Raw genomic sequence first — 15,763 nt, 5'->3', positions numbered from 1 at the left:
GTTTGCCGTAGCGCGGAAACTTAGCCCGCGCTACGGCAACTAACAGCAAAGCTAGGCGTCCTGCGTTACTACTCTTCTTCGAGCACCGTAAACTCCAGCGCCAGCGGGTCGAAAGCTTCCAACAACTGGTCGATGAACTGCGGATTGTTAATCAGGATGCTAAGTACGTTGTCGATACGTTCCTGCAGCTGGCCGTCGGGCATGAGCTTGTCCTTGAGGGCGGCGAGCTGGCTGTACGCCGTTTCATGCTTGGCTTCCGCCGCTTTACTTAGGCGCTTCTCTAGTCCGGCTAAGCTGCTAGCGGCTTTCTGCTGCTCGGCTGCCACCGTGCGTACCAACGTAGGATCGAGGCGCTGCGCCAAGTCCGATACTTCCTTGAACACGGCCGCCAGTGCCTGTTGTTGCGCCGCAAGGCTAACCTCCTCCTGCCCTAACGATGCACCGACCTGCTTCTTCAGGTCGGGCAGCGGCCGGAAGATATCCGTCGAAGTCAGACCGAGCTTGCGCAACTTGCCCGCACTAGCTTTTCCGATGTATTGGGCCGAGTTGCGGAGCAGCAAAATCGGATACGGCACCTGATTATCGGCAAACACCTGCTTTAGTTGAAACCAATATGCCACCTCCGCGCCGCCCCCGATGTAACACAGGTTGGGTAAGAGCAGCTCTTGGTACAGCGGCCGCAGCACCACGTTGGGGCTGAACTGCTCGGGATGCTGCCGGGCTAACTCTAGTAGTTCTTCCTGGGTATGACATCGGTTGGTGTTGCGCACGGTTATCTGCACGCAGTCGGCGGCCGCATCGTACTCCAAACGCTCCCGTTTGCCGGTATCGGTCAGGAAAAACAGATTCAAAGGGCGCGAATACACTTGCGGCTTGAAACCAGCAGCTTCCAGCTGTGTATTGGCTACTTGCACCGCTTTATTGGAAGCTTGCTCTAGAATCTCGCGTTCCAGTACCGGCACCAACGCTTGCTTTAAGTCGGGGTTGTCTGCATCAAGGCTTACTAAGCCATACTGCCCAAACATGCTATGCGTAAGCCGACGCATGGCCTCGGCCAGCGTTGCCGACTCCTGATATGCTTCACGGAAGGCAGCGGGCACGTCGGCTGGCAGTTGGTCGAGTAGCTCTTCCCGCAGGCCAGCTAGCTTCAGCCGCCCTACTGGTCCGCCTTGTTCAGTTGAGTTCCACTCGTATTTTTTCCCGAACAGGTGCAGATGGTTGATTTCGGCGAAGTCGTGGTCTTCGGTGGCCATCCAGTACATCGGCACAAAATCGTACTGCGGATACTGTTCTTTCAGCTGACGACTAAGCTTGATAGCCGTTACGATCTTGTACACAAAGTACAGAGGGCCCGTTAGCAGATTAAGCTGGTGGCCGGTGGTGATAGTAAAGGTGGTGTCCTTAGCCAGCAAGTCGAGGTTGGCTTGTACTTGCTCGTGTACATCGGGCAGCGTAGCGTACTGTTCCCGCAGGGCAGCAACTAGCCGCTTTCTGGCTTCGGGGGTGTAGTGGGTTTTCTTCTCTTCTATCTGCGCTGCAAATTCATCGAGGGTCGGAAAGCGGTGATAAAATGGAATCAGGGCTTCGTGCCGGGCCAGATAAGCAGTGAGCAAAGAGGAAAATGCGCCGGTATCGGCGTAGCGCAGGGTCGTGACGGACATACAATGAAGAATAATTCGGCTATAACCGGCCAGCCGCCACAAAGTAACTGGCAATTTGTGGGATCCGCTCAACCCGAGGGGTACTTACATGCACAACCCCACACCCTATTAATATATAAATATCTATATTTTAACTACAAATTAATAACACTTAACCCCTTGAATGCATTTAGAATTAGAAACTTCCATCTATAAATTCACGTATAGAGTGCAATAAAAATATAATCTAAACCTTAGGTACCCCTGTTCTTGTTATAACTATTCTAGGATAGTTAGATTTATCAGTAAAAAAGTGGTGCTACTTTGTACCACATCCATATTATTTAGCAATATTTGGGCATTAAAACGCTTTAATGTCGAGTGTCTATGCAATCCAGCTCTCAGCGACCCAAAATTTATTTTCCTAATCTAGACGGATTACGCACGTTAGCTTGCCTAGGAGTTTTTGCTTTTCATGGCCTTGTAGCCACTGCGCCTGGAGAATTAGCTTCCTCTCCTGCATTTAGTATATTCAACAAGGGCACTCTAGGGGTCAATTTCTTCTATGTACTGTCAGGCTTCCTGATTACTTATCTCCTCTTAGAAGAAGAGCAACGGCACCAACGAATTAACCTGCTGGATTTCTATCGCCGCCGTATCCTGCGCATTTGGCCTGTATTCTATGTGGTCATCGTGTATGGATTTTTTGTGCATCCCCTCGTCATGCACTGGTTCAACATGCCCCATCATGAAACTGCCAGCCTCGGGTTGCACATGATTTTCCTTGGCAACATGGATTCAGTTTGGAAGGGAGTGCAGCCGGCCGCTGGCAGCTTAGCTGTATTGTGGTCTGTAGCCGTTGAGGAGCAATTTTATCTGGTGTGGCCCGTATTGCTGATGTTTGTTTTCCGTCGTTGGCGGCCGGGCGCGTTCCTGTTGATCATGGCGGCCTCCTTCTGGTTCCGCTTCACGCATCAGGCTAACTTTTTCCTGACGTACCGGCATACATTCGCCGTTATATCGGATATGGCAATGGGCGGCGGCGCTGGTTGGCTCTGTTTCCGCTATCCGGCATTCCGTCAATTTATTGCTGGTTGGTCGCGCTGGACCATTACCGGTATTTATCTGCTCGGCCTACTTACTCTAGGGCCACAGAAATTTCTTCCTTCAGCGATAAAAGCCGTTACCGATCAGCACATCACGCAATCTTTCTTTTTTGTTCTGGTTATTCTAGAGCAGAATTACGCTACTCGCTCCTGGTTTAAAATCAAGAACATCCCCTTCCTGACGTATTGGGGCACCTTTACGTATGGTTTCTACTGCTTGCACAGCATTGTGCTTGAGCTACTAGCCCTTAGTTCGCACCAGTTGCACATCCCTTCTACACCGCTCAATACAGTTATCCGAGTTGCTATTGCACTGCCTTTGAGCGCAGGGTTGGCTTGGTTGAGCTACACGTATTTCGAGAAATATTTCTTGCTCCTGAAAAACAAGCGCAAGCCTTCTATCGAAAAAGCTGGCAAGGCGATGGAGCAAGTCATTACCCCATCAGGACAACTTATGCAGTTGGATTTAGGAAGCCCTTCTGCGTAGTCAGCAATTCCTACTAACAGAAAAGGCGCCCCTTGTACAAGAGGCGCCTTTTCTGTTGTTGGTCAGTAGTAGGTTACGAAACTAGCTGGCCGTACAAGTCGAAATCAGAAGCTTCGTTGATCTTAACGTTGGCAAAGTCACCGAGGCGAACGAACGTGTTTTTGGTGGCGGGCACCAGCACTTCGTTGTCAACTTCGGGTGAGTCAAACTCAGTGCGGCCCACGAAATAGCCGCTTTCCTTGCGGTCGAAGAGCACCTTGTAGGTTTGGCCCACCTTCTGCTCGTTCAACTCCATCGAAATGCCTTGCTGCAATTCCATGATCTGGTCGGCACGGTCCTGCTTTACATCGGCCGGTACGTCATCGGGCAGAGTGAAGGAATGCGTGTTATCCTCATGCGAATAGGTGAAGATACCAAGCCGGTCGAAGCGGGTTTGCTCTACAAAGTCGTAGAGGTCTTCGAAGTCCTGCTGCGTCTCGCCGGGGTGGCCCGCAATGAGCGTGGTACGCAAAGCAATATTGGGCACGCGCTGCCGAATGGTATCTACCAGCTCGATAGTACGCCGCCGACTGATGCCACGGCGCATGGTCTTGAGCATGTTATCTGATACGTGCTGCAACGGCATATCCAAGTACTTGCAGATGTTGGCGCGCTCGTTCATTACGTCCAGTGCATCCAGCGGAAATTGCGAGGGATACGCGTACTGCATCCGAATCCACTCAATGCCTTCCACATCCGAAAGGTGGCGCAACAAGTCAGCTAGCTTCCGCTCGCCATAGGCTTGCAGGCCGTAGTAGGTCAAATCTTGGGCAATGAGGATCAGTTCTTTGGTGCCCATGCTAGCCAAACGCTTGGCATCACGCACTAAGTCTTCGATAGGCCGGTCAACGTGCTTGCCGCGCATCAGCGGGATGGCGCAGAACGAACACGGCCGGTTGCAGCCTTCGGCAATCTTGAAGTAAGCGTAGTGTTGTGGGGTGGTCAGAAGCCGCTCGCCCACCAGTTCGTGCTTGTAGTCAGCTTCCAGCGTCTTCATGAGCTGCGGCAGCTCCAGCGTTCCGAAGTAAGCATCTACCTGCGGAATCTCCACCTCTAAGTCGTCCTTGTAGCGCTGCGAAAGGCAACCCGTTACGTAGAGCTTCTGCAGCTTGCCAGCTTCCTTTTCGTCGGCGTAGCGCAGAATGGTATCAATACTTTCCTGCTTGGCGTTATCGATGAAGCCGCAGGTGTTGATAATCACAATGTTGGCGTCGCTCTTGTCGGCTTCGTGCGTCACCTCAAACTGGTTGGCGCGCAATTGCCCCATCAGCACTTCCGAGTCGACAATATTCTTGGAGCAGCCAAGCGTGATGACGTTTACTTTATTGGCCTGCTGGCTTCTAACTTTCATACGTTGATTTTTTGTTGCCCGAGCGAAGCAAAGGACCTCCTCTCGCCGGAACAAACTAGTTGTGAACGACAATTCGTTCTATCGTTTCGTTCCGATGGGAAAGGTCCTTCGCTTCGCTCGGGCAACAACACTATTAGGATGTGTGCTATTTCTTAAACAATGAGTTGACGAAGGTGCGCCGGTCGAACAGCTGCAAGTCGGTCATCTTCTCTCCTACTCCGATATAGCGCACTGGCACCTGCAACTGGTCTGAGATACCAATGACCACGCCGCCCTTGGCCGTACCGTCGAGCTTGGTAATGGCCAGCGCCGATACCTCGGTGGCTTTCGTAAATTCTTTGGCTTGCAGAAAAGCGTTCTGCCCAGTGCTACCATCGAGCACCAACAGCACCTCGTGGGGCGCATCCGGAATCACCTTTTGCATCACGCGCTTGATCTTGTTCAGCTCGTTCATCAGGTTCACCTTGTTGTGCAGGCGGCCGGCCGTGTCGATAATCACGACGTCGGCTCCCAAGTCCACCCCTTGCTTGATGGCATCATAAGCTACCGAGGCAGGGTCGGTGTTCATACCGTGCGAAATAACCGGTACGCCTACCCGCTGGCCCCAGATAATAAGCTGATCGACGGCGGCGGCTCGGAACGTATCGGCGGCTCCTAGTACCACCTTCTTGCCGGCGCTATGGAAACGGTGCGCGAGCTTACCTATCGTCGTAGTTTTGCCCACACCATTGACTCCCACTACCATAATCACGAAGGGTTGTCCGGGGCTGTCGGGCCGGTCGAGGATGGCACTGGAACCAGAAGTACGGTTGTCTTGCAGCAAGTCCACAATTTCTTCGCGCAGAATCCGGTCCAGTTCCGAAGTGCTGACATACTTGTCGCGCGCCACGCGCTTCTCGATACGGTCGATGACTTTCACCGTGGTATCGATGCCAACGTCGGCGTGTACTAGCAAGGTCTCCAGGTCGTCGAGCACCGCCTCATCGACGGTAGCTTTGCCGACTACGGCTTTGCTGAGCTGGTCAAAGAAGCTGGTTTTAGTTTTTTCCAGCCCTTTGTCCAACGACTCCTGCTGCTCCTTGTTTTCCTTGTCTTTTTTGAAAAAATCGAAGAGGCCCATGGGATAGGGTGTAACGCGAAGCTCCAGCTTCGCGCAGCGTGGCAGAGGTTGAACGAGCGGTTGCACGGGGTGCCGTTCCGCTCGTTCGGTGATACACGAAGCTGGAGCTTCGCGCTACATATAACGCAAAAAAGTCCCACACTGGCGGGACTTCTTCACTTCGGTCAGGGGGCCACGAGGGCGCTGAACTACTTAACGCCAGTGGTTAGGTAATCCTGCACTTTGTCAACGGGCACCATTTCCTCACGGAAGGTATAGGCACCAGTCTTATCGGATTTAACGGCACGAATTACTTTCGCCCAGTCTTTACCGCCTGCTACTTTCAGGGTTGCTACTACTTTCTTAGCCATAACTCAATTACTTGATTTCCTTGTGAACGGTCATCTTCTTGAGCACGGGGTTGAATTTTTTCAATTCAATGCGCTCAGGGGTGTTCTTGCGGTTCTTGGTGGTGACGTAGCGCGAGGTGCCCGGCTGACCCGAGTTCTTGTGCTCGGTGCATTCGAGGATTACCTGCACCCGGTTTCCTTTCTTAGCCATCTCGACGGGGTTTTTGGGATTAAGGACTGCAAAGGTACAGGTCTTTTCGGAATTGACAAACACTCAAGTCAATAATGTAGTAGTGAATATCACTTTGACATTCACCTCTCTACCACCGAGCTGGTTGATTCTGCAGCCTTGTACTTAACTCCAAAATGCAGAGCTATACAGTAGAGGCAGAATATTTCTCTTCTCCATTGCTCTTTACAGCTTAAAGAAGCGACTCTACTTATTTCAACGTAGGCAGCTTTAAATCGTCGAGGGCACTTGACTTAGCCATCATAGTTTCTACCTCGGCTACTGTGCGGGGTGCTTCCTTGGAAAGATTCTCGGCGCCAGTGGCAGTAATGAGCACATCATCTTCGATGCGCACGCCGATATTCCACCATTTCTTGTCACACGGGCTGTTTTCCGGAATGTAGATTCCTGGCTCCACCGTAATAACGTTGCCAGCTTTGAGGGGGCCATAGTTGCCCCGGTCATGCACATCGAGACCGAGGTAGTGGCTGGTGCCGTGCGGAAAGTAGCGACGCATTTCTTCCGGCTTCTGAATAATGCCAAGCTTCATCAGTCCATCGGCCACTACTTGTTGTGCGGCTTTGTTGGGAGCCTGGAATTCATTGCCCGGTTTGCATTCCTGGATGGCTGCATCCTGCGCCGCTAGCACCAACTCGTATATCTGCCGTTGCGCTGGGCTGAACTTACCGGAAGCGGGTGCGGTGCGGGTTACGTCGGCAGTGTACCCGTGGTACTCGGCACCGCAGTCCATTAGTACCAAGTCGTTGCCAAGACGCGGCTTATCGTTGGTTTCGTAGTGCAGGATGCAGCTATTGTTCCCCGCTCCCACTATGCTCGGATAACCTTCAAACTCGGCGCCGTATTGTTTGTACACATACTCGTGCAGGCCCTGCACTTCCATTTCGCCCATGTCGGGACGCATTGCCTTCATTACTTCCTGCTGGCCTATTGCACTGATGCGGACGGCCCGGCGTAGCAAGTTTAGCTCTTCAGGAGTTTTCACAGCGCGCATCTCGTCTAGCGCATCATCAAGTACCGCATTCTCAAAGCGACTGGTAGGGCGAGCTGTTATAGCTTTCTGGCGCTCCGCATCGGTGGTAGCTTGGAGATAATTCTGTATGTAAGTATCCGTCGCCAAAGCAGGCTGCGCCTTGATCATGCTTTCCAGATAGGCTTTTACCTTCGTCGCATTCGTGATGCCATTGCGCTCAACCGCACGATAGATTTCTGCTTTCTTAGTGTCGTATGCATCCGGTATGCCGGCCTGCTGGCGAAAACCCGCAACCAAGTCAAACAAGTCGGCAGGATTTCGTGCGTCGTCGCGCACATCCGTAGGCAGGTCGAGAAAATGGATGTATTGAAAGTCTGCCCACCGAATACCGGCACCAGCAAAGTCGGTATTATTGGCCACGTACTGTAGCTTCAACTGTTGCTGCGCTCCTTCTATGCCTAATCGTCTTCCTGTCCAGGATTCAGCTTTTGGGTCGCGCGGCTGCACAAACAGGGCCTCCGTGATACCCGCTTGCCCACCTATAGTTTGCGGTTCCTTAAAGAGCACTAACACGGCATCCGGCTCGTCGTAGCCAGTTAGGTAGTAGAAATCGGGGGCTTGATGATATACGTAATTGACGTCATTGGCGCGGTTGCGGACGGGCGCCGCAAACAGTACGGCTACTGAACCAGCTGGCAACGTTTGCCGCAACAATTCTCGCCGGCTCTTATGAAAGGTTGGCGCCAAGAAGTCGGTAGGGCGGCCGGGGCCCGCAGCCCGTTGCGCATATCCATCAGCCAATGGGGCGCTTAAAGCGAAGGTCAGCAGCAGCGGGCAAAGAAACCGAGTCATAAAGAAGAGCAGAAGAACAAAGGCGAAGCTAGTTAGATACAACAAAGACGCGTACCCGAACCGAAAATTGCTTTTCAGTTCGGGTACGCGTCTGTTTATTCTTTCGCTCTAGAGTAAGCCGGAAAAGGCTCTACTAATAAACGATGAAGCCTTGCTCTTTTGCCTTCTTCAGGACCGACATGATGCCGTTCTTGTTGATGGTGCGGATGGTGCTGGTAGCTACTTTCAGCGTTACCCAAGAATCTTCCTCGGGGATGTAGAAGCGCTTCTTCTGCAAATTCGGGTAGAATTTGCGTTTGGTCTTATTGTTAGCGTGCGACACGTTGTTGCCTACGCGGGTACGCTTGCCGGTCAAATCACAAACTCGGGCCATGATATTTGAAGGTTGGGGTTACAATGCTAGAAACAGGGGCGCAAATATCGGTATAAGTTTGATAATCGCCAAATGTCTCCCCAACAAGTCGATAGGAAAATAACAACTTGCTTTTATGACATGCTGGTTTCCCTGAAACAGAAACTTAGAAAACAGTAGTTTTGCTAACTGCTGACTCAACCGAAACAGCCAAGCTTCTCTTGTAACCACCTGCTCTCATGCTGAAGGAACTCTATCAGTTTGTATCGCCCAAATACCAGAATCTTTTCTTAGAGTATAAAGTTAGCTTCGAACCTCGCTATGGCCACGGCAAACCGCCACATCAGCCGCTCTATGACCTCATCAACCGGCACCGCGAAACATATCGAGAGCTACTCAACGGCATACTGACCTACAAGCCTATCTTCGAGCAGGTGAAGGATGCAAAGGTTGAAACTGATACCAAGCAGCCCGCTTGGAACAACACCTTTTTGCCAGGCCTCGACATAGTAGCCATCTATGGAATGCTTGCGCATTTCCGGCCAGCCCAATATGTGGAAGTAGGCTCGGGCAATTCCACTAAAGTAGCCGCCAAGGCTATCCGTGACCAGAGCCTGCCGACTCAGATTACATCTATCGACCCTTATCCGCGGGCGGAAATAGACCAACTAGCGCAACATGTAGTGCGCAAGCCATTCGAGGATACTGACTTCTCGTTTCTGTACTCTCTCAAGGCCAATGACATCCTGTTCATTGATAATTCGCACCGAGTATTGCCGAATTCCGATTCCATGGTGTTCTTCCTGGAGGTACTCCCACGGCTGGCTCCTGGCGTCATTGTGCATATCCATGACATCTATCTGCCTTACGATTATCCGCAGTTTATGTGCGACCGAGCATATTCAGAGCAATACATGCTGGCGGCTTTCATACTAGCCAATCCCGATAAGTACGAAACAATTTTGCCGAACTACTTTATAAGCCAAGACCCCGAATTGAGTGGCATCTTGACCCCTCTCTGGCAGCAGCCGGCCTTACAAGGAGTTGAAACTCACGGTGGCTCTTATTGGCTGCGAGTGAATTGAGCTGTTGATAGAGCGGTTATTAGCGTCAATAAAGAGCGAAGTAAAGCAGAAGGGCGCGGCAATTTATTGCCGCGCCCTTCTGCTTTACTAGATATATCCATTATCCCTGTAACATAGCAGACAAATCACTTAGAATAAAGTGTGAAATAATAGACAATTGATAGATAAACATTTGGCTACTAGCCGAATAAACAAGTTTGAACTCTAGTAACTTTTACTGTGGCAAGTTACTCAATCTAAAAGCCCGCCGCATCACATGTAGATGTGACGTGGCGGGCTTTGTTAAGAGTTACCTATTACAGTTAAACTGTTAGGCGTAAGGGTATCTATACATGAGACGCCTTTATTTAGCAGGTTTGACTTTTCGCCAAGGGCAGTGACGGCAACCGTTGCCACAGCAGTTGCCGCGCCGCCGGTGATACTGTTCGGTGAAAACCATATAACCTTCGGGTGTAAGGTAGTAGTCGCCGGGTTGGAGGGGTTGAGCTAGAAAAGCAGAGCTAGGCATAGAAACTGTCAGCAGTCAGACGAGCCGTAAAGTTCCACCATAATTTCGTACCTGCGCTGTGTGAGTAGTACGGTGGCTTGCGCTGCTCCATCAATCCTCGTGACCGGGAGAAACGACAGGAGGGACTTGTCGCAGTTCTTTTGTTTCCTGGGCTAGGCGTTGCTGCTCTTTCAGAGAAGGCTGTTTTGGTAGCTTGTCTAAGTCGGGCTGCCCAGCGTCTACCCAGCAGGTGTACCAGAAAGCGCCAATTAGACGTTGCGCTAGGCGCATTTGTCTCTCTACTTGGCCTGTGAGCCGCTGGTGGTACTCGCGGCTGAACTCACGGGAGTACACGCGCACCGTTTGGTTGTTGCGCTCCTCGAAGCCATATTTTTTATGGTCGGCAAACTTGCTCGTTAATTCCTTTTCAAACCGTAATACCGAATCGACGGCAGCATTGGAGCGGGCTACGGTTGCCCAGATCGTTTTGGATGGGGAATCCAGATAAGGCGCGGGGCCAGTGAAGAAATCGTAGTTGGCCGCCAGAATCTCAGGCAGCCGTGATTCCCAAAATCCGTGAATACCGCGCTGCCCCGTAAGCTGGCCATTGTAGTTGTGCGTGGTGTGTAGCGGCACACAGGCATCGGCAATATAGTGCCCAAGATCAGCCGATAAACTCAGGATTCGGTCGGCATCCCGCTGGCGAAAGGCTTCTGTGAGCTGGCCTTTCATTCTAACCACTTGCCACGGCACAATGCCATGCTTCATCAAGGAGTCTTCGCCGTACTTAGCTACTGCATCGGCATATGAGCGAGGCAATTTGGTTAAGGCAGAGTCGCCATATACATCCACGTCCAGAAAGTGGCGGGCAGCTTCGCTAGGCACTACGGAGCGGCGGGAGTCCGGCCGGGTGGCATTCTCGGTGAGGTATTCGATGTTGGTTTTATAGAACCCTATCATCTCAGGCGGCAATGTAAACACTGCCAGGCGGTTGATGAGCCGGTGCCCAAAGAACCCCCATGCCTGCGGCTGTAGTGGCAACAAGCACAAGACTGTTATTAGCAATAGAGATAGTACGCGAGGCATATAGTTTGAACAATAGCAATACAAGCAAGAAAGATAAGGAAGACCTATCAGCAATCAAGGAACTGACTGCCAGCACAGTTAGTCTAGCACCGCTAACGGCACTCAAACAACGAGAGAATGGACCTAACCCTAGCTGAAAACGGTTGCTGCACCGCTATATATAGCGTACAGCAACCCTACTTATAAGTGGAAAATGCTAATAGTCAATTCATATAGCATACAAAAGCCAGCTGTCGTTGGAAGCTGGCTTTTGAAGATAAGTAAGTCTGACTGTCTATCGGCGCCCTTGGCTAGCGAAGCGCATGCGGTAATCGGCATTCACGTCGCCTTTGCTGATACGGGTGAGTTTGCCTTTGATGAGTTGCTTTTTAAATCCTGAAATCTTGTCGGTGAAGAGTACGCCTTCGAGGTGGTCATATTCGTGCTGAATAACACGGGCTGTCATACCACCGAAAGTTTCTTCATGTTGTTGCCGGTTTTCGTCTTCGTAACGGAGCACGATGGTCTCGTGACGGTACACCATCTCTCGCACGCCCGGAATACTGAGGCAGCCTTCCTCAAAGCCCCACTCTTCGCCGGTCTCACTCACCATCTTCGGGTTGATGAATGCCCGTTTCACAGGCTTTTCGGCATCGGGTAGCGGCTCGCCGGTTTCTTCGTCCTCGGTATCAATCATTGGCTCGGAGTCGATGACAAACAAGCGGATGCTCTTGCCTACTTGCGGCGCGGCCAGCCCCACCCCGTGGGCATGGTACATGGTTTCGAACATGTCCTGTACAATCTGCTTTAGCTCGTCGGCCGGTAGATCGTGCGGAATGTCTTTGGCGCGCGCTTTCAGTACAGGGTCGCCAAAGGCAACTATTGGGTAAATCATTGGGATTCGAGAAAAGATTGCAAAATAAGGGTAGCGCTTACCCGGTCGACGGTGGCTTTGTCGCGGCGGTCTTTTTTGCTGAGGCCACCCGCTAGCATTGCGGCGTGCGCCATCCGCGAGGTATAACGCTCGTCTATCTCGTGGATAGGCAAGCCGGGAAACTCGCGGCGCAAGCTCCGTACCAAGCCAACAACGGCGCTAGTGCTGTCAGTTGCTTCATTGAGAAGCGTTTTAGGCATCCCAACTACTATTGCTGCCAATTGTTCGCGCTGATGATACGTTTTCAGGTACGCCAGCAAATCCTTGCTGTGCACCGTGTCGAGGGGGGTGGCTATGAGCTGTAGTGGATCCGTTACGGCGAGCCCGACGCGCTTATTGCCATAATCAATGGCGAGAATACGGCCCATGACGGAATGATGTTCAATGTGACACTACAGCAACAGCCACCAAGGCTACCGTCTCAAAGATACGACAGACCAGTAAAAATAGCTGGTTCTATACCACGTTCCGCTACTTCTACTTGCGCTGGCATCGATTCACTCACGAAACCCAACAAATTGGTTTTATACCACTCAAAACGGATCCAATCATCTGCTTCAACAGATTAGTCCAACTAGAAAATCTACAAGTTATTTCTCCTCATAACGTGTTTCCTTGCTTATAATAAAGATAAAATTGCATTGTTATTTGAAAATGCCTAGACTGCCATCAGCCAGCCTATTTTCTTGGAAAAGTTTTAATATTTTTGATTCATACTTCAGCGTCAAGCAGCATCCTCACAGCCTGAACCTTTACTTGCTTAGCTTCTTATGACAACAGAGTCTACGCCTCAGCTAACGCCTGCAACGGAGCCTACGCCCCGCAATTCGCGGCGGCAGGTGCGACAGCCGCTGTTACTGGCTTTTACGCTGGCTTGCGGGGTGCTATTGGGCTCTAATCCGTTTCGGCCTTCCAATCAAAATCCTGATGGGACGGTCCGTGGTTATCTTAAGTTCAAAGAGATTCTCTCCTACGTCGACCGCGACTATGTGGACTCAGTAGATGCTGAAGCGTTATCGGACTATGCTATTGGCCGGATGCTGGAGCAGCTTGACCCACACTCGGTATTTATTCCTGCTAAGCAGCAGCAGCAAGCTTCGTCTTTTCTGCAGAGTGATTTCGACGGCGTAGGCGTGGAATTCAACATCTTCCACGACACCGTGACAGTGGTAGCACCGCTTAGTGGCGGCCCAGCCGAGCTTTCCGGTTTGCAACCCGGCGACCGAATTATGGCGGTGAACGGCGAGCGGGTTTCGGGCATCCATATTACCACTGAACAGATGTTTGGGAAGCTGCGCGGCACCCGCGGCTCGAAAGTGGTTTTGCAATTGCTACGTCACCATCAGGTTAAGCCCTTAAACGTGGCCGTTATCCGCAACCGCGTCCCCAACAATTCGGTTGACGTGTCTTATTTGCTCGATAAGCAGACTGGCTATATCAAAATCAGCCGCTTTGCTACGGGTACCTACGACGAATTCAAGCAGGCCCTTGGTGACCTTCGCCGCCAAGGCATGACCAGTCTGGTGCTGGACCTGCGCGGCAACCCTGGCGGCTACCTCGACCGCGCAACCAAGCTAGCCGATGAGTTTATTGGCGGTACTCGCAAAATAGTGTACACCGACGGTAAGGGCGACCAATACGACACCCAGACCTTTTCGCGGGTAACGGGCGAGTTCGAGGAAGGACCTTTGGTAGTACTTGTAGACGAAGGCAGTGCCTCAGCCGCTGAAGTGGTGGCCGGCGCTCTGCAAGACCACGACCGAGCGCTAGTGGTTGGCCGCCGCACTTATGGCAAAGGCTTGGTACAACAGCCTATTGCTTTAAACGACGGGTCGGAACTGCGGCTAACTATTGCGCGCTACTACACACCTTCGGGCCGTAGCATCCAGAAGTCGTACCGCAAGGGGCTGGCTGCTTACGAGCAGGATCTACAGAATCGGCTGCGGCACGGGGAGCTATTCCATGCCGATAGCATCCATTTCGCTGATTCGTTGCGCTACCACACCGACCACGGGCGTACGGTATACGGAGGCGGCGGCATCATGCCCGACATATTTGTACCTCGTGATACCTCAGCTTTTTCAGCTTACTATACCCGGCTACAAAGCCACAATTTGGTACGGGAGTACGCGCTTAACTACTATAAAGAGCACAAAACAGAGCTAGAAGCACTGCGCCCCGAGCAGTTCCTTAGCACATTCCGCATTAGCGACTCGCAGTTGCAAGCCCTAGTTGACATGGCAGTGCGCGACGGAATGCCCGCTAACCCTACACACTTGCGCACTTGCGCTAGCTTATTGCGCAACCAAATCAAGGCGTACATCGCCCGGAGCGCTTATGGCAAGCAAACCTACTATGCCGTGTTGCACGAGCAGGATATCGAGTTGAAGCAGGCCGTACAGGCTATGGGCAACGGTTCAGCTAATCCTATGCAGAAGCTGTCAATGAATTAACCTTTATCTATTGTTATCTGAGGCTATACCGCGAAACGGTCGGAGAGAGGAACTCCGGCCGTTTTGATTTTACGCTATACTAGAAATCACGCCGATCAGTGGGCACGAATACCTGAGTAGCTTATGACTAGCGTTTTAGGTAAAAGCCCACCTGACAAACCGTTACAGCTTTTTGTCTTGGTACCGAAACTGACCCTTCACTCCTTCGAGTGGCTTGCCGTCTGCTTCGGCGTAAGGATAAACGAAATAGTTGAGCGGGTTGCTTTTCTGCTGCGGGGCCAGCACTAAGTCGCGGCCACGGGTGAGTTCGACGCGGTTTTCGTCGTGCGCCCCGAAGAAGTAGGTACGGCGCGACGGGTCTTTGGCGGCTTCCGACGCATCGACGGGCACCCAACCGGTTTGCTTGGTGTAGAACTCGGCCCAGCAATGGTAGCCCTTGATTTCGCCGGTGCCGCGCTCGGCGGGCAACGGAAACCCGATGCTGAATCGCGCCGGAATACCCAACGCCCGGCAATACCCAATAAATACTGCGTGGAAATCGGTGCAGTTGCCGCGCCGCGCGTCGCAGGCGTAGTAGATGTCGCCGCGGCCCCAGCCCTGGCCGGTTTTGTCGTAGGTAACGGTGCTCACGACGTGCTCGTAAATGGCGCGGGCTTTTTCGAGGTCAGTTTTAGCATTGGCTTTTGCTACCACTTCCTGCGCCCAGCCCTTGATTTTGGGGTCGAGCGGAACAAGGCGGTCGGGAGCTAGCCACCGGGCCATGTTGGGGTCGGTAGCTTCCATAGGGCGTGTAGGCTTGCCTTTGGTAGCCGCCAAGAAAGGATTTTGATGCTCACGCCGCGTTGCCTGAAAGCTCATATCGACGGTGAGGCCGGTAGCTTGTGCGGCAGGTACCTTAAGATGAAGGACCTTGTTGCCGAACGGCGCGTCGGAGATAGTATAGGGAACCTTCGTCTTGATTTCCAGTTGCTGGATGTCTTGCGAAGCATCAGGGTGCGGAACGGGCAACCATAGCTCTACCGAATCGGTGCCGGCCGGTAGAGCGGGCACTGTAGCCGTGTAATCGAAAGTGAAGGTGCGAATCCGTGGTGTGGGCGTAGGCCCGGCAGCTAGCAGTGCAAAGCCCGCAGGCAGCAAGTAACGGAGGATAGCAGTAGACATAAAGCAGCAGAACATGTCCTAATCGGCCATCGGCGGCCAATACAGGAGGTACAAAAGTAACGTATCGAAAGAGGGTTTGTTT

Annotated in this window: 15 protein-coding genes; 3 read left to right on the top strand and 12 right to left on the bottom strand. The window is 52.1% G+C overall.

Annotation, left to right across the window (positions count from 1 at the left end):
- Nucleotides 1–68: 68 nt before the first annotated feature.
- Nucleotides 69–1,661, bottom strand: coding sequence for a bacillithiol biosynthesis cysteine-adding enzyme BshC (gene bshC / locus P1X16_RS23115; protein WP_277234251.1), 1,593 nt, complete (start codon nucleotides 1,659–1,661; stop codon nucleotides 69–71).
- A 366-nt stretch (nucleotides 1,662–2,027) separates the two neighbouring features.
- On the opposite strand from bshC, the gene P1X16_RS23110 reads away from it, so the two are divergent.
- Nucleotides 2,028–3,233 carry an acyltransferase gene (locus P1X16_RS23110; protein WP_277234249.1) on the top strand — a complete coding sequence of 402 codons (1,206 nt, stop codon included), beginning with the start codon at nucleotides 2,028–2,030 and terminating at the stop codon, nucleotides 3,231–3,233.
- Between the two features lie 73 nt (nucleotides 3,234–3,306).
- Here P1X16_RS23110 and rimO read toward each other — a convergent pair whose 3' ends face one another.
- The 6 genes from rimO to rpmB all read right to left on the bottom strand — a co-directional run bounded on the left by rimO (nucleotide 3,307) and on the right by rpmB (nucleotide 8,517).
- Nucleotides 3,307–4,623, bottom strand: coding sequence for a 30S ribosomal protein S12 methylthiotransferase RimO (gene rimO / locus P1X16_RS23105; protein WP_277234248.1), 1,317 nt, complete (start codon nucleotides 4,621–4,623; stop codon nucleotides 3,307–3,309).
- 145 nt (nucleotides 4,624–4,768) lie between these two features.
- Nucleotides 4,769–5,743 (bottom strand): signal recognition particle-docking protein FtsY, encoded by a 975-nt coding sequence (gene ftsY / locus P1X16_RS23100; RefSeq protein ID WP_277234247.1) that lies wholly within the window; start codon nucleotides 5,741–5,743, stop codon nucleotides 4,769–4,771.
- Nucleotides 5,744–5,931: 188 nt separating this feature from the next.
- A complete protein-coding gene (locus P1X16_RS23095) occupies nucleotides 5,932–6,093 on the bottom strand; it encodes a DUF4295 domain-containing protein (RefSeq protein WP_277234246.1) in 162 nt (53 codons plus the stop codon).
- A 7-nt stretch (nucleotides 6,094–6,100) separates the two neighbouring features.
- Nucleotides 6,101–6,283, bottom strand: coding sequence for a 50S ribosomal protein L33 (rpmG, locus tag P1X16_RS23090; protein WP_227610342.1), 183 nt, complete (start codon nucleotides 6,281–6,283; stop codon nucleotides 6,101–6,103).
- A gap of 229 nt (nucleotides 6,284–6,512) precedes the next feature.
- Complete coding sequence (locus P1X16_RS23085) at nucleotides 6,513–8,144, bottom strand: aminopeptidase P family protein (RefSeq protein ID WP_277234244.1); 1,632 nt, start codon at nucleotides 8,142–8,144, stop codon at nucleotides 6,513–6,515.
- A 133-nt stretch (nucleotides 8,145–8,277) separates the two neighbouring features.
- Nucleotides 8,278–8,517 (bottom strand): 50S ribosomal protein L28, encoded by a 240-nt coding sequence (rpmB, locus tag P1X16_RS23080; protein WP_022825070.1) that lies wholly within the window; start codon nucleotides 8,515–8,517, stop codon nucleotides 8,278–8,280.
- A gap of 218 nt (nucleotides 8,518–8,735) precedes the next feature.
- Here rpmB and P1X16_RS23075 point away from each other — a divergent pair, with 218 nt between their 5' ends.
- Nucleotides 8,736–9,581, top strand: a complete 846-nt coding sequence (locus tag P1X16_RS23075; RefSeq protein ID WP_277234240.1) for a class I SAM-dependent methyltransferase — start codon at nucleotides 8,736–8,738, stop codon at nucleotides 9,579–9,581.
- A gap of 343 nt (nucleotides 9,582–9,924) precedes the next feature.
- Here P1X16_RS23075 and P1X16_RS23070 read toward each other — a convergent pair whose 3' ends face one another.
- From P1X16_RS23070 to ruvX, 4 genes are all read right to left on the bottom strand, one after another.
- Nucleotides 9,925–10,089 carry a DUF5522 domain-containing protein gene (locus tag P1X16_RS23070; RefSeq protein WP_277234238.1) on the bottom strand — a complete coding sequence of 55 codons (165 nt, stop codon included), beginning with the start codon at nucleotides 10,087–10,089 and terminating at the stop codon, nucleotides 9,925–9,927.
- A 90-nt stretch (nucleotides 10,090–10,179) separates the two neighbouring features.
- On the bottom strand, nucleotides 10,180–11,112 hold the full coding sequence (locus tag P1X16_RS23065; protein WP_277234237.1) for a zinc dependent phospholipase C family protein: 933 nt from the start codon (nucleotides 11,110–11,112) through the stop codon (nucleotides 10,180–10,182).
- 316 nt (nucleotides 11,113–11,428) lie between these two features.
- Nucleotides 11,429–12,028, bottom strand: coding sequence for a peptide deformylase (gene def / locus P1X16_RS23060; RefSeq protein WP_277234236.1), 600 nt, complete (start codon nucleotides 12,026–12,028; stop codon nucleotides 11,429–11,431).
- Complete coding sequence (gene ruvX, locus P1X16_RS23055) at nucleotides 12,025–12,435, bottom strand: Holliday junction resolvase RuvX (protein WP_277234234.1); 411 nt, start codon at nucleotides 12,433–12,435, stop codon at nucleotides 12,025–12,027. The genes def and ruvX overlap by 4 nt, the downstream gene beginning before the upstream one ends.
- A gap of 402 nt (nucleotides 12,436–12,837) precedes the next feature.
- Between ruvX and P1X16_RS23050 the strand changes: the two genes are divergently transcribed.
- On the top strand, nucleotides 12,838–14,520 hold the full coding sequence (locus tag P1X16_RS23050) for a S41 family peptidase (protein WP_277234232.1): 1,683 nt from the start codon (nucleotides 12,838–12,840) through the stop codon (nucleotides 14,518–14,520).
- Between the two features lie 162 nt (nucleotides 14,521–14,682).
- Here the strand turns inward: P1X16_RS23050 and P1X16_RS23045 are convergent, their stop codons facing one another.
- On the bottom strand, nucleotides 14,683–15,681 hold the full coding sequence (locus P1X16_RS23045) for a transglutaminase domain-containing protein (protein WP_277234230.1): 999 nt from the start codon (nucleotides 15,679–15,681) through the stop codon (nucleotides 14,683–14,685).
- Nucleotides 15,682–15,763: the final 82 nt, after the last annotated feature.

It is taken from the genome of Hymenobacter sp. YC55, assembly GCF_029433095.1.
GTDB lineage: Bacteria > Bacteroidota > Bacteroidia > Cytophagales > Hymenobacteraceae > Hymenobacter.
The sequence above is the reverse complement of the archived record's forward strand: the minus strand, read 5'-3'. Positions and strand labels throughout refer to the sequence as shown.

Coding starts and splice junctions, on each gene's coding strand:
- P1X16_RS23050 (WP_277234232.1), top strand. CDS start 12,838: ATGACAACAGAGTCTACGCCTCAGCTAACGCCTGCAACGGAGCCTACG.
- P1X16_RS23110 (WP_277234249.1), top strand. CDS start 2,028: ATGCAATCCAGCTCTCAGCGACCCAAAATTTATTTTCCTAATCTAGAC.
- P1X16_RS23075 (WP_277234240.1), top strand. CDS start 8,736: ATGCTGAAGGAACTCTATCAGTTTGTATCGCCCAAATACCAGAATCTT.
- rimO (WP_277234248.1), bottom strand. CDS start 4,623: ATGAAAGTTAGAAGCCAGCAGGCCAATAAAGTAAACGTCATCACGCTT.
- P1X16_RS23045 (WP_277234230.1), bottom strand. CDS start 15,681: ATGTCTACTGCTATCCTCCGTTACTTGCTGCCTGCGGGCTTTGCACTG.
- bshC (WP_277234251.1), bottom strand. CDS start 1,661: ATGTCCGTCACGACCCTGCGCTACGCCGATACCGGCGCATTTTCCTCT.
- ruvX (WP_277234234.1), bottom strand. CDS start 12,435: ATGGGCCGTATTCTCGCCATTGATTATGGCAATAAGCGCGTCGGGCTC.
- rpmG (WP_227610342.1), bottom strand. CDS start 6,283: ATGGCTAAGAAAGGAAACCGGGTGCAGGTAATCCTCGAATGCACCGAG.
- def (WP_277234236.1), bottom strand. CDS start 12,028: ATGATTTACCCAATAGTTGCCTTTGGCGACCCTGTACTGAAAGCGCGC.
- P1X16_RS23095 (WP_277234246.1), bottom strand. CDS start 6,093: ATGGCTAAGAAAGTAGTAGCAACCCTGAAAGTAGCAGGCGGTAAAGAC.
- P1X16_RS23070 (WP_277234238.1), bottom strand. CDS start 10,089: ATGCCTAGCTCTGCTTTTCTAGCTCAACCCCTCCAACCCGGCGACTAC.
- rpmB (WP_022825070.1), bottom strand. CDS start 8,517: ATGGCCCGAGTTTGTGATTTGACCGGCAAGCGTACCCGCGTAGGCAAC.
- ftsY (WP_277234247.1), bottom strand. CDS start 5,743: ATGGGCCTCTTCGATTTTTTCAAAAAAGACAAGGAAAACAAGGAGCAG.
- P1X16_RS23085 (WP_277234244.1), bottom strand. CDS start 8,144: ATGACTCGGTTTCTTTGCCCGCTGCTGCTGACCTTCGCTTTAAGCGCC.